Below are 13,692 nucleotides of genomic sequence, written 5' to 3' on the forward strand. Positions count from 1 at the left end.
AAATCTCTTTATATAACAAGCTTATTTTATCAATACAACAACAAATACATTAAAAGACTTTTTTCTTATTTTCTGCTTTTAATTTTAAATAAAATAACAAACTATATCATTTTTTCGTCTCTTGATATTCTTTAATTACTTCTAAAAAGGCGGTGCCATATTTATCTAATTTATTTTGGCCGACCCCTTTTATTTGCAATAATTGAATCGTTGTTTGCGGTAATTTTTCACACATTTCTTTAAGTGTACTATCGGAAAAGACTACATATGGCGGCACGCCTGCCTCTTGAGCCATGTCCATACGTAATTCGCGTAATCGTTCAAACAAGGCATCATCCACTGCTACTTTTCGAACTTTTTGGTCTTCTTTTCGGAAGACTTTCCGTTCCCCTAAAAGCACCTGAACACCTTCTGTCGAGACTGATAACAACGGAAATTGCCCATCAGAAGGAATTAAATAACGTTCTGCTGTCAAATAATCAATCAGCTGTGTGACTTCTTTTTGTGTGCGACCTTTCATTAGTCCGTATGTTGGCAAACGATCAAAATGCCATTGATCAATTTTTTGATCTTTTGAACCAGTCAAGACTTTACCAACTAAGCCCTTACCGAAACGTTCTCCCATACGTTTTACACAAGACAAGACTTTTTGGGCATCGACCGTAATATCGACTAATTCTCGATTATCCAGACAATTCGAGCAGCGACCGCAGTCCGTCCCTTCTTCACCAAAATAGCGTAAAATATATTTTTGTAAACACATTTGTGCATTCGCATATTGTGACATTTCCCGTAATTTCAAGTACTCTTTCTGCTTATAATCAATGGTCATTTCAGATTGTTCAATAAAGTATTGTTGAATTTGCAAGTCTTGTGGAGCAAACATTAACACAGCATCACTAGGCAGACCGTCACGACCAGCTCGGCCGGCTTCTTGATAATAAGATTCAATATTCCCTGGTACTTGTGCGTGAATGACAAAACGAACATTACTCTTATTAATCCCCATACCAAAGGCATTTGTTGCTACCATCACTTGCACTTGATCATACAAGAATGCTTCTTGATTTTCACTACGTAACTGTTCACTCATGCCCCCATGATACATCCCAGCCGCAATTTTTTTATTCTCTAATAAATGATAAATTCGTTCAACTTCCTTCCGCGTGCTTGCATAAATAATACCTGATTGCCCAGTATTCATCTTTAAATATTCCAAAAGAAAAACGTCTCTGTTTTGATCTTTCACGACTTGAAAAGATAGATTTTCTCGAGCGAATCCTGTTTTGATTTCATTTTCTGGTGGAATGCTTAATTGCTTGACAATATCCTCCGCTACTTGTGGCGTTGCTGTAGCTGTTAGTGCAATCACGGTTGGTTGTTGTTGAAATTGATCGATAATCTCTGCTAAACGCAAATAGCTTGGACGAAAATCATGCCCCCATTGTGAAATACAGTGTGCCTCATCTACTGCCAATAAATCAATCGGTACATGTGTCAGCATCTGTTGAAAATCATAAGATTCTAATCGCTCTGGCGCAACATACAATAGCTTGACTTCTTTGTTAACCGCTAATTGAATACGATGATTCATTTCTTGATAGGAAATGGTACTATTGATATATGTAGCTGGAATCCCCATTAAATTCAGGGCATCTACTTGATCTTTCATTAAAGAAATTAATGGTGAAATCACCAATGTTAAATTATCCAGAAGTAAGGCTGGCAACTGATAACAAATCGATTTGCCTCCACCTGTTGGCATAATGCCTAAGACATTTTCTTGTCGCAATACATGACGAATAATCGTTTCTTGTCCTGGCCGAAAATCATCATAGCCAAATGTATCTTTTAATAATTCTTGTAATGCACTCATTTATTGCGCTCCAATCTTTGTTCTACAAGTCATTTTAACACGCTAATCTAACAGGAACAAGGTGTGTTAAACCAAGACACAATCGTGAAACACCAGTTAACGTGAAACATCAAAAAGAATGAAAAATTGTGAAAGCTTGCTATCAAAAGCTTTCAAAAATAACGACATTTGCTTGTTGTGGATAACGAGTAGTTATCCACACATAAAAAAATAACCTTATCTTAAAAATACGCATTAATCCGTTTTTTTCATAAAAAAAACCAACTATTTTCGTAGTAAAACGAGCATAGTTGGTTTAAATGTTTATTTGTCGAAAAATTATTCAGCTTTATCTGGTACAACTTTATCTGTTTCAATTAAAGGTACTTTCATTTTTTTCAATTCTTGATATCGCTCTGAAGTTTGAACACCGTATACTTGATAACGAATTCCAGAAACATTGAGTTTCTCAATGACCGCTTCATCCGCAATATCATTAGCGACAGATAATAATGCGTTTTTATATGATTTAATTTTTTTTATCTCTTTAGGAATATCTTCTTTTTTATCACATAACCATGAGACAGTAGCATCTGGATACTTTTGAATCACAAAATTCCGACTTGGCTCATCACTAATCACAAAAAAGCTTCGATCATAAATTTCATATTTTTTTAAGATGTCCATAACATTTTTAACAAAGTGTCCATCTAACCAGTTTCCTTTAGATCCATCAACATTAACCATCAATCCATTATTTGCAGCTGCTTCAATTGCTTCTTCAAACGTTGGAATTTTTATTGATGTGTTTTCATATTTAGGATAACTAGCCGTTTTTATACTTAATTTTTTTAATTGTTTCATGGTAAATTTTTCTGATTTTCCCTGTCCATTCGTTGTTCTATCCAATGTATTGTCATGCATTAAATATAATTGACCATCTTTATTGCTACGAACATCAATTTCTACACCATTATAATTCTGGTTAGCTGCTTCATTAATTGCTTCAACAGTATTTTCTGGAGCTTTATTATGATCTCCACGATGAGCTATAATTTGTGTCTGGTTTTTAGGTAATAAACGTTCAACAGAACTATTAGCACACCCAGTTAATAGAAATACCCCTACTATCAGAGATTTTGCGATTTTATTCACTTATCCACACAACTCCCTTACTTATTAAAAGAAAAAGTACAATAGCCATTGGCATTTTGTACTTTTCAAAAAAATTATTCAGCTTTTTTCTTTTTCTTGCTTGCTTTTTCGCGTTCGTTTTTGTTAAGAATTTGTTTTCTTAAACGGATGCTTTCTGGTGTTACTTCACAGTATTCATCTTCATTCAAGAATTCTAATGATTCTTCTAACGTTAATTTTTTCGGTTTTTTGATGACTGATGTTTGGTCTTTCGTTGCCGAACGAACGTTAGTCATTTGTTTAGCTTTTGTGATGTTCACAGTTAAATCGTTGTCGCGGTTGTTTTCCCCAACAATCATTCCTTCGTAAACTTCTGTCGTTGGTTCAACGAAAACTGTACCACGTTCTTCAATACTCATGATTGAGTAAGTCGTTGCTTTACCAGTATCGATTGAAACTAGCGCTCCTTGATGACGGCCACCAATCGTTCCTTGAATCATTGGTAAGTATTGATCGAAGGTGTGGTTCATAATACCATAACCACGAGTCATTGATAAGAATTCTGTTGAATAACCAATTAAGCCACGAGCTGGTGCCAAGAAGATTAAACGCATTTGTCCGTTACCGGCATTAATCATATCTTGCATTTCGCCTTTACGTAAACTTAGGGATTCAATCACGCTACCCATGTATTCTTCAGGTGTGTCAATTTGAACACGTTCAAATGGTTCACATTTAACCCCATCAATTTCACGTTCAATAACTTCTGGACGAGAAACTTGTAATTCATAGCCTTCACGACGCATGTTTTCAATTAAAATTGATAAATGCAATTCGCCGCGGCCTGATACAGTCCAAGAATCTGGGCCAATTGGATCAACACGTAAAGATACGTCTGTTTGTAACTCAGCCATTAAACGTTCTTCGATTTTACGAGCGGTAATGTATTTTCCTTCACGTCCCGCAAATGGAGAATTGTTAACTAAGAAAGTCATTTGTAAGGTTGGCTCATCAATGTGTAGAATTGGTAATGCTTCTTGATTGTGAACATCTACAACTGTTTCCCCAACGAAAATGTCTTCCATTCCAGAAACGGCAATTAAATCACCCGCTTTTGCTTCATCAATTTCCACACGTTGTAAGCCAAAGAAACCTAAAATTTTCGTTACACGGAAATTTTTCACGCTGCCATCTAATTTCATCAACGCAACTTGGTCGCCGACTTTCATTGTGCCACGGAACACACGGCCAATCCCAATACGTCCAACGTAATCGTTGTAGTCTAGTAATGAGACTTGGAATTGAAGTGGTTCGTCTGAATTGTCAACTGGAGCTGGCACATGTTCAATAATTTTATCAAAAATTGGGGCCATTGTTGGCTCTTGATCTGCTGGATCATCTGATTCACTTGAAGTTCCGTTTAAAGCAGAAGCATAAACAACTGGGAAATCTAATTGATCGTCGTCTGCGCCTAATTCGATGAATAACTCTAAAACTTCATCTACTACGTGTTCAGGACGAGCAGAAGGTTTGTCAATTTTATTAACAACCACGATTGGTGTTACTTTTTGTTCTAATGCTTTTTTCAATACGAAACGTGTTTGAGGCATTGTTCCTTCATACGCATCGACAACTAAAACAACACCGTCTACCATTTTCATGATACGTTCTACTTCACCACCGAAGTCCGCGTGTCCTGGTGTATCTAGAATGTTGATACGTGTACCGTTATAATCTACGGCTGTATTTTTTGCTAAGATAGTAATTCCACGTTCACTTTCAAGTGCATTGGAATCCATTGCACGTTCTTGTAATTGTGTGTGTCCATCTAAAGTGTCAGATTGTTTTAAAAGTTCATCTACTAAGGTTGTTTTACCATGGTCAACGTGGGCGATAATTGCCACGTTACGAATATCATCTCTGTATTTCAATTTAATTGCTCCTTATCTATATACGCTTATGTTACTTAAGTCCATAAAAGCCGACTGCTTATTATAGCAAACTTTTTTCATTAAAAAAAGGCTTTCGCCTGCAAAAATAATGAAAGTTTTAGAAATTATTCGGCTTTTTCTGAAAACAAGGACATTTTTTTACAAATTTTTCTCTTTTAAAAGAGGAAGAGCCTTACCTTTCAGCAACGCTCTTCTTTGATTATTCCGATTCATTTAAATATCGGGTAAATACTTCATCATAGGTTTCAGGAGTTGCTGCAATAAAGTATTCACGACCCGTAAAAGTTAATGGTTTTCCTGTAATACCAGAGTATTTAAACCCAAATTCTTCCAAAAGTACTAAGCCAGCTGCATAATCCCAAGGACTTAGATTAGATAAATAGCCATGATGGTTGCCTTTTAACATAGCAATAATTTCCAAACCTGCACAACCGCTAATACGCACGCCCATGCTTGCTTGTCCGATTTCCGTTGCGTGATGAATATTTTTTCCATGCATGTAAGCATTCATGCCCCATAATCCATCTGCCAAGGCTTTCATAGTAGGCGCTTTTAATAATTGATTATTCCGATAAACGCCAAGCCCTTTGCCACCCCAATAAAGTTCTTCTCGCATCACATCATAGATAAAACCTAATTTACCAATGCCGTCTTCATAAACAGCTAACATAATACAAAAATTTTCTCTTTCCATCACGAAATTCATTGTGCCATCAATCGGATCGATGATCCACACGCGACCAGCAAAACTTTTTAAAGTATTGTAGCCTTTTTCTTCCCCTAAAATTTGATCTTCGGGAAAATTTGTTTGAATTTTATTCATTAAAAATTCTTGGGTTTGTTCATCCATATTTGTCACTAAATCGGTGCGGCCATTTTTCTGTTGAACGGTTAACTCTGATTCCAAGTTCATTCGAATCACATCGGCTGCTTCAAAAAGCCAACTTTGAATTGTTTGAACAAATTTTTGCGTTTCAGTCATCTAATCATCCCCCAGCTTTAATTTACCGCTTCCCTGTTTTTTAGCTTGTTGAAGCGTACGATATAACGAATATCCTGAAGCACTTTCAAATTCACGACCTAAGCGTTTTTCTTCGCCGATACTTTTAACGACCGTTTTAAATTGTTGATAGGTTGTTAAAAATTTGTCAACAGGCAAGCCTGTTTCGTTGGCTTGCTCAACTGCTGTCCACATATTAGTGACAATCACCATTTCTTCTGTCGTCCAATCTAAATCTAATGGATATTGATAGTCTTTCATGTCTTCACCTCATCTTCTCTAGTTTAGCATATTTTCGTAAAAAAACATCTTATTTACGTCGATTTTTTAATGCAGTAAAGAGAGGATATTCTGCTGTTCCTTTGCGATACAAACTTTGTTGTGAAGCATAAATACCACTATTTCCAGAACACATAAAACTGATTAAGCAGACCATGAAAAAATAGACTGCCGCTTCACTACCAAATAGTTCAATGCCCATAATGAAACAAGCAATCGGCGTATTCGTGGCGCCAGAAAAAACACCAATAAATCCTAAACCTGCTAAAAAAGGAATTGATAGATGTAACAAAGGGGCCAAAGAACTACCTAACGTAGCCCCAATTTCAAACAATGGCGTTACTTCCCCTCCTTGGAACCCAGCACCCAGGGATAACACCGTAAAGAATAATTTCCCAACAAAATCAAAAGGCTGCGCATTGCCTGCAAAAGCATCTTCTAATAAAGGTAAACTCAAGCCTAAATAACGCTGGTTGTTTAAGACGAGCACAAACAGAACGACAATGGACGCCCCAAGAAACGCACGAAGGTAGACATTAGCAAACCAATTTGCGTAGGTCTTTTTTAAAAAGACAATGGAACGACTAAAAACCCAACCTGCCAAACCAAAACAAATCGATGCCAAAAATAATTTTACAAATAGATCAACCGACCAAGTCGGAATTTTGCCCATCGGATAATGCGTATGTGTTACACCAAAACTTTCAGTCACAAAATTAGCAAATAAGCCTGCAAAAAAACTTGGGAAAAGTGCCTCTGCACGAACTTTTCCAATCGCCAAAACTTCTAATCCGAAAACCGTTCCCGCTAATGGTGTGCCAAAAACAGAACTAAAACCTGCACTAATTCCGCTAATAATAATTACTTGTCGTTCCAAAGCGGACAGTTTAAAGACTTTTCCTACAGCATTTGCGATTGCGCCCCCCATTTGCACCGCCGTCCCTTCACGACCAACAGAACCACCAAATAAGTGCGTAGTAATCGTGCCAAACAATGTTAAAGGAATTAAGCGCAAGGGAATATCTTCTTCCCCGCCATTGCCTTGTTCAATCACTAAGTTATTTCCTCGGCTAGCATTTTTCCCAAAACGCGTATAGAAATACGTAAAAACGACACCGCTAATGGGGAGGATAAAGAGTAACCAAGGATTTGCTAAACGAACATCTGTTACATAAGTGAGACTCTTTAAGAAAAAGGCGGATAACGCCCCCATAAATAAACCAATAATTGCGGTAATGAGCAACCATTTTGCCATATAACCGCCGATTGATAGTAGTTGCTTTGTTTCTTTTTTCACTTTACATGCTCCTTTACAATTTTCTTATCGCCAATCCTAGCGTACAGAAAAAGCCTACCAAAGGGTACACTTCTCCCGTTTGGTAGGCGTCATTAATTTATTCGTCCGATAAATAGTTCGTGGTGAACACCATCACCATGTTGCTATTAAACTATTAAAAATAATACCACGCAACTCTGGAAAGTGCAATAAAAAATCAATTGCGTTCCGTTTTTATCCACGTGCTATTCCCTTTAATAAACCGATAATAAGCCATTACCACACTAACGAATAAAATTAAGTACATGTAGGAAATAGTAAAAGGTAAACTAATTAGCCCCAATTTTGCCGGTACTTCTAATTGAAAATTTTTCAACTCGCGATAATAGTTGATTGTAAAAAAATGCCGAAAACTAGCGAAATACTGACAGCCAAAGCAAAACTAATACCTAGAGATAACGAAAAACCTAACCTATACAAGTGTTGAAGTTGAAGCCCAGTTAAAACAAAAACGAGGATTCCTGCGACGAGATTAATAAAGGGTTGCGCTAAAAAATAATAGATGCCGCACTTCTGCCTTAGCGTTAATGACTTTGATTTAATCACCCTGGGTAAATACGCTAGACAATCTAAATTCCCTTGAACCCAACGGCTTCGTTGCCGAATAAAACGTTTCACATCTCTCAGTGCTTCTTGAGCCATAAAGGCCTCGTCAATATAAGCAATCGATAACTCTTTCAGCATTAATTTAATGGTTAACTCATAGTCATCCAATAAAGCATTTCCCCAAGGCTGATAACCTAAGTGTTCGGTAATCATTGATAACCGAAAAAACTGACCATTGCCACCAAGTCCGATGGTTTTTGTTGCCCGACGTGCCTTTTGAATAAAATTATTAATCGTAAAAAACTCAACATCTTGTGCAATAAACATAAAACTTGTAACATCTTTCATTTTGATTCTTGTTTGCGCAGCACAGACTGTTGTATCTGCGAAAACAGCAGTTAGTTCATTGATAATATTCTCACTAAAAAAACCATCTGCATCCACTACTCCCACCAATATTTGATTTCGTGAGTAGTCTTTTTTTTCTGCATCTGCTAATACAATTTGGAAAGCATGGTTCAAAGCGGCGCCTTTGCCTTGTTGCGCATTAGGAAATTGACGAGACAGAACTTGGATTGGACCAGCAATACTGTCCATCATTGCTTTGGTTTGGTCCGTTGATCCATCATCAATCGCAATTATTTTTTTCTTAATTGGTAAAGCAACCAGTTTTTTTAATGTTTCTCCGATGACTTTCTCCTCGTTTACACACGGTACAAGAAAGTAGCAGAAAAATTCTTCTGCTACTTCGACTTCTCTTCTTGTTTTTTTTCTTGTTCGAAAACTGAGAAATAAACTTGTAAATAAATAGGTTAAGAAAATGAACATAATTACTTTGTATAACTGATACAAATAAATCATGTAATTTGTCCTCTTTTCAAAAAATAACGATATAGAATGTAGGCAGTGACAATTGAAACTAGAATAACACCAATTAAATCAGTCACGAAAAGGGCGCCCGTTGAAATTACCCCAAGTTTCGGTAAAGCGGATTGACTCATTAGATACTCCTTTCTCTCTATTTGTTTTTTACCAACACACCACCACGATAACCATGACACATCCCCCATAATAATATCTTGGCGGATTATAGTACACAGGTGGATTATAGTTAGTGATGGGTGGCACATAGGGCCAAACTGTTGGTGGCGGTGGATTATAAACTGGTATTCTGCGATTTTCTCGAACAATTGCAATTGTTTGCCCCGCATGATTTTGCATCAGACTGACACGTGTTGGCGTAGTATTTCGTGAATAACCAGCTGGCGCTTGAACTTCTCTAATTTCATACACTCGGTTTACGGATAGTCCACTGATAGTAACTGTACCATCTCCCCCAGTTGTCACTCTTTGTGTATAGCCGTTAGTTGTATCTTTCCATTCAAAAACAGCGCCTGCTAAACGTACTTTTGTTTCAACATCTTGTTTAATAATTTTAATAGCACCATAGTTTGCTTTATTGTTTAACACTAACGTATACGTTTTTGCGCCTTGGCCTCGTAAGTCAATCCGATGGACCCTACTATCCAACGCATACCCAGTTGGCGCTTGAATCTCGGTGATTTCATAAATACGATCTGACGATAATCCTGGAATCAGTACTTCACCATTTCCATTTGCTGTAAATGTTGCCGTATAGTTATTGGTGGTATCGCGGAATCTAAATTTTGCGCCTGCTAAACGTTGTTTTGTATCCGTATCTTGCTTAATAATTTTGATAGCGCCCTGTTGTGATGTATTATTCAAGACTAGTGTATAGGTTTTACCACCTTGTCCACGTAAATCAACTTTATGAACACGTCTATCTATGGTATAGCCGTTTGGTGCTTTAATTTCTGTGATCTCATAGATACGATCACCGGCTAATCCAGTAATCAGTACTTCACCGTTCCTATTCGCTGTAAACGTTGCAGTATAATTATTGGTTGTGTCTCGGAATTTAAATTGTGCGCCTGCTAAACGTTGTTTCGTATATCCATCTTGCTTAATAATTTTGATGGCACTTTTTTGTGCTTGATTATTTAAGACTAATGTATAGGTTTTACCACCTTGTCCACGTAAATCAACTTTATGAACACGTCTATCTATGATATAGCCATTCGGCGCTTTGATTTCTGTAATCTCATAGATACGATCACCGGCTAATCCAGTAATCAGTACTTCACCGTTCCTATTCGCTGTAAACGTTGCAGTATAATTATTGGTTGTGTCTCGGAATTTAAATTGTGCGCCTGCTAAACGTTGTTTCGTATATCCATCTTGCTTAACAATTTTGATGGCGCCTTTTTGTGCTTGATTATTTTTGGTAAACGTGTAGGTTTTGCCAGCATAATTCGAAGGTAAAAGAACTCTATGCACCGTTTTGTCAAGTATATAACCATTTGGTGCTTTTATTTCTGTAATTTCATAAATCCGGTTGACGGAAAAATTATATAAAGTTGCTTCACCATTAGCATTAGCAGTTACTACGCCTGTATTCCCGTTCACTGTGTCACGCCATCTAAATTGTGCACCTGCTAAACGTTGTTTTGAATAACTATCTTGTTTAATTAATTTTAAATTGCCACGTAGCGCAACATTTTCAATGGTATAATAACCAATCTTGTCAGCAAAATTAGTCGTTAGGGTAACTCGGTAAGTCTTGTTATTTAAGATATAGCCGTTTGGTGCTTTAATTTCTGTAATTTCGTATACACGATTGACTGGCAAATTCGTTATCAGGGCTTGTCCGTTTTTGTCAGCTACAACTGTTCCTTCTTTTCCTGTCACCGTATCACGCCATTTGAACTCTGCACCTGCTAGACGTTTTCTTGAATCTTTGTCTACTTTGATTATTGCTAGACTACCTTCTTGCGCTGTATTTTCAATGGTATAATAACCAATTTTATCTGCAAAATTAGTCGTTAGGGTAACTCGGTAAGTCTTGTTATTTAAGATATAGCCGTTTGGTGCTTTAATTTCCGTAATTTCGTATACACGATTGACTGGCAAATCTGTTATCAGTGCTTGTCCATTTTTGTCGGCTACAACTGTTCCTTCTTTTCCCGTCACCGTATCACGCCATTTGAACTCTGCACCTGCTAGACGTTTTCTTGAATCTTTGTCTACTTTGATTATTGCTAGACTACCTTTTTGCGCTGTATTTTCAATGATTACTGTCACTACTTTATTTGCCTGTGCAGTTGTTAAAGTGACTTTATGCACGGTTTTGTCTAGTACATAACCTGTGGGTGCTTTCGTTTCTGTGATTTCATACGTACGATTGACGGATAAGTTGGGAATTGTGACCGTTCCATCGGTTCCAACTGTCACTGTTCCTGTTTTTCCTGTCACCGTATCTTTCCACTGAAATTCTGCGCCTGTTAAACGTTTTTTACTGTCTTTGTCTTGTTTAACAATTTTGATAGACCCTTTTTGCGCTACATTGTCAACAGTTACAGTCACTACTTTATTGGCTTGTGCAGTTGTTAAAGTGACTTTATGCACGGTTTTGTCTAGTACATAACCTGTGGGTGCTTTCGTTTCTGTGATTTCATACGTACGATTGACTGCTAAATTGGGAATTGTGATGGTTCCATCGATTCCAACTGTCACTGTTCCTGTTTTTCCTGTCACCGTATCTTTCCACTGAAATTCTGCGCCTGTTAAACGTTTTTTACTGTCTTTATCTTGTTTAACAATTTTGATGGAACCAATTTGTACTTGCTGCTTATTCTTCACCCGATATGTTAAAGTGTAGTCGGCTTTTCCAGCAAATGAAATAGGATGTTTAGTATCGTCTAATTCATAGCCATTAGGTGCCTTCGTTTCAACTAAATAATATTCTCCATCAGGTGATAAATTTGAAAATAACAGCTCGCCATTTTCATTCGTGACACCTTTTTCTATTAGATTATTTTTTTGGTCATACAACGAAAATTCAGCACCCGCTAAACGCTTCGCCTCATTATTTTCATCTACTTTTTCTACTTTTAATTGATTTTCTAAACGTGTATTTTCTTTTTTCAGACGAATCGTCTGAGTTTGGCCTGATTTAATTTCAAATGATACTGGCGTTGCATCTAATTTATAGCCGGGTGGTGCTTTAACCTCAATTAATTCATATTGATCAGGTTCTAAACCAGCTAAACGGATTTGTCCAGATTGATTGGTCCTTAAATTCTCTTGAATAACTTGTTGTGTTTTTTTATTCACAAGTTTGAAAATAGCGCCTTGCAGAACTTCAGCTGTCTCTGCGTCTATTTTTTCTAAAATAACACCACCTTGACCTGTTCCTCCACTATTTTCATCCGCAGTGATATAAGCGATGTCTTCATCTTCCCAAGCATCGAATCCCTCATTAGAAATACGCATATAGGTGTAATTTGATAGTAAGGCATCACTTGGAATATTTTCATTTGGAATTGTTTCTAAATAAATATAATAGGCGTTTTTGTTAGAAAGATAACTGCCCGTAGCCGTTGGTATTCCTTCAAATTTCTCCGCTTCATAATTAAGTCCGCTTTTAGAAGCATGTTTTTGGAAAAATTGACTAGCATCGTAACTGTATTCATCATGCTCTAAATTCCGAATCATTTCACCATTTACTTCTAAAATAGGCTGCTTGGTGAGATACGCGGCAATACTGTCAACAGCTAATGTTTGGTTTGGACCTACATTATCTAAAAATTTAAAGGTTGTTTTTTCTGAACCTGAAAGTCCTGCTTGGTTATAGTTAAAATAGATGACCCAAGCAACTCTTCCTTCTGGCGTAAAACCTAAAGGAACTTTCCGAACGAGCTCAGTTTCTGGAACTTTCTCAACATATTGCCCAATGTTAATCATTGCAACTTTTTGTGAATCTCCAAAAGTAAAAGTCACTTTATCTTCAAAATTTTCTGACAAATTTTGGTTATATCGTAATTTTAATTCTAAATCAGCTGAATAGTCTACAATATTTTGCAACGCTTTAATCGTCCAAGTTCCATCATCATTTGGAGTCACTCGAAGCCCATCACTGATTTCAAAAGGTGTCATTGAATAGGAATATTTTTCGCTATCCATTCTTAATGTAATCGTCTCTCCAATTGCTAATTCGGAAATTGATAACGCCAAGGAAACAGTTGCCCAATCTTTTGTCGCAACAATTTCCGTCTTATTTTCTGGATACTCCACAGATACAGACCGAATTTGCGGTCCACTTTCATTATCTATCGCATAAGAAATAATACTTGTATTAGATCCTAAAATAATAAAAATAATTAAACAAAGCGAAAATAACTTATTAATAATTTTTTTCATTCATCACAATCCTTTCAACATCAATATGTGTCTTTTTAGACACTAATTCACTAAAAAAAATAGTCATAATTTCTTCATTCTTCAAATCCAACAACTGTGAAATCAATTTAATATCCGCTGCTTTGAAAACAACTTCTCCTTTTAATTTTTTGTAAATCGTTGAAGCGGATACGGGCTGCCCGTATGCAGTCATTTCATTTGCCAACCATTCAACATTTTTTCCTTTCATTCTCAATTTTGAGTGAATTAAATTTGATTCCATTTTACTCTCCCCCTTTTCCACCCTTCGTGTCTAATAAGACACAGAAAT

The 13,692-nt window shown here is 36.7% G+C and carries 10 protein-coding genes and 1 riboswitch; all 10 genes read right to left on the bottom strand.

The features are described from left to right. Positions 1-106 precede the first annotated feature (106 nt). Positions 107-1,876 carry a DNA helicase RecQ gene (gene recQ / locus IGJ04_RS04805; protein ID WP_002400864.1) on the bottom strand — a complete coding sequence of 590 codons (1,770 nt, stop codon included), beginning with the start codon at positions 1,874-1,876 and terminating at the stop codon, positions 107-109. 318 nt (positions 1,877-2,194) lie between these two features. After that, positions 2,195-3,010 carry a glycerophosphodiester phosphodiesterase family protein gene (locus IGJ04_RS04810; protein ID WP_002400865.1) on the bottom strand — a complete coding sequence of 272 codons (816 nt, stop codon included), beginning with the start codon at positions 3,008-3,010 and terminating at the stop codon, positions 2,195-2,197. A 74-nt stretch (positions 3,011-3,084) separates the two neighbouring features. Continuing rightward, positions 3,085-4,920: a translational GTPase TypA gene (gene typA, locus IGJ04_RS04815; protein WP_002356682.1), complete on the bottom strand. Its 1,836-nt coding sequence runs from the start codon at positions 4,918-4,920 to the stop codon at positions 3,085-3,087. Positions 4,921-5,140: 220 nt separating this feature from the next. Continuing rightward, complete coding sequence (locus tag IGJ04_RS04820; RefSeq protein WP_002384205.1) at positions 5,141-5,923, bottom strand: inositol monophosphatase family protein; 783 nt, start codon at positions 5,921-5,923, stop codon at positions 5,141-5,143. Further along, positions 5,924-6,202 (bottom strand): UPF0223 family protein, encoded by a 279-nt coding sequence (locus IGJ04_RS04825; RefSeq protein WP_070415964.1) that lies wholly within the window; start codon positions 6,200-6,202, stop codon positions 5,924-5,926. It abuts the gene before it with no gap. 49 nt (positions 6,203-6,251) lie between these two features. After that, on the bottom strand, positions 6,252-7,517 hold the full coding sequence (locus IGJ04_RS04830) for a voltage-gated chloride channel family protein (RefSeq protein WP_064687312.1): 1,266 nt from the start codon (positions 7,515-7,517) through the stop codon (positions 6,252-6,254). A gap of 76 nt (positions 7,518-7,593) precedes the next feature. Further along, positions 7,594-7,663: riboswitch (Fluoride riboswitch) on the bottom strand. Positions 7,664-7,868: 205 nt separating this feature from the next. Then, on the bottom strand, positions 7,869-8,963 hold the full coding sequence (locus tag IGJ04_RS04835) for a glycosyltransferase family 2 protein (RefSeq protein WP_438839993.1): 1,095 nt from the start codon (positions 8,961-8,963) through the stop codon (positions 7,869-7,871). Then, positions 8,960-9,103 (bottom strand): hypothetical protein, encoded by a 144-nt coding sequence (locus tag IGJ04_RS04840; protein ID WP_002400869.1) that lies wholly within the window; start codon positions 9,101-9,103, stop codon positions 8,960-8,962. Before IGJ04_RS04840 ends, IGJ04_RS04835 begins: the two co-directional genes overlap by 4 nt. Positions 9,104-9,131: 28 nt before the next feature. Further along, complete coding sequence (locus IGJ04_RS04845) at positions 9,132-13,382, bottom strand: SpaA isopeptide-forming pilin-related protein (RefSeq protein ID WP_104674523.1); 4,251 nt, start codon at positions 13,380-13,382, stop codon at positions 9,132-9,134. Continuing rightward, positions 13,366-13,644 (bottom strand): hypothetical protein, encoded by a 279-nt coding sequence (locus IGJ04_RS04850; RefSeq protein WP_010707303.1) that lies wholly within the window; start codon positions 13,642-13,644, stop codon positions 13,366-13,368. Before IGJ04_RS04850 ends, IGJ04_RS04845 begins: the two co-directional genes overlap by 17 nt. Between the last annotated feature and the right edge of the window lie 48 nt (positions 13,645-13,692).

Origin of the sequence: Enterococcus sp. AZ050 (genome assembly GCF_051715085.1) — a bacterium.
In the GTDB taxonomy this organism is placed as follows: domain Bacteria; phylum Bacillota; class Bacilli; order Lactobacillales; family Enterococcaceae; genus Enterococcus; species Enterococcus faecalis.

What these genes read in the sequence shown, in the direction of transcription:
- recQ (WP_002400864.1), bottom strand. Translation starts at nt 1,876, where the DNA reads ATGAGTGCATTACAAGAATTATTAAAAGATACATTTGGCTATGATGAT.
- IGJ04_RS04820 (WP_002384205.1), bottom strand. Translation starts at nt 5,923, where the DNA reads ATGACTGAAACGCAAAAATTTGTTCAAACAATTCAAAGTTGGCTTTTT.
- IGJ04_RS04825 (WP_070415964.1), bottom strand. Translation starts at nt 6,202, where the DNA reads ATGAAAGACTATCAATATCCATTAGATTTAGATTGGACGACAGAAGAA.
- IGJ04_RS04835 (WP_438839993.1), bottom strand. Translation starts at nt 8,963, where the DNA reads ATGATTTATTTGTATCAGTTATACAAAGTAATTATGTTCATTTTCTTA.
- IGJ04_RS04840 (WP_002400869.1), bottom strand. Translation starts at nt 9,103, where the DNA reads ATGAGTCAATCCGCTTTACCGAAACTTGGGGTAATTTCAACGGGCGCC.
- IGJ04_RS04845 (WP_104674523.1), bottom strand. Translation starts at nt 13,382, where the DNA reads ATGAAAAAAATTATTAATAAGTTATTTTCGCTTTGTTTAATTATTTTT.
- IGJ04_RS04850 (WP_010707303.1), bottom strand. Translation starts at nt 13,644, where the DNA reads ATGGAATCAAATTTAATTCACTCAAAATTGAGAATGAAAGGAAAAAAT.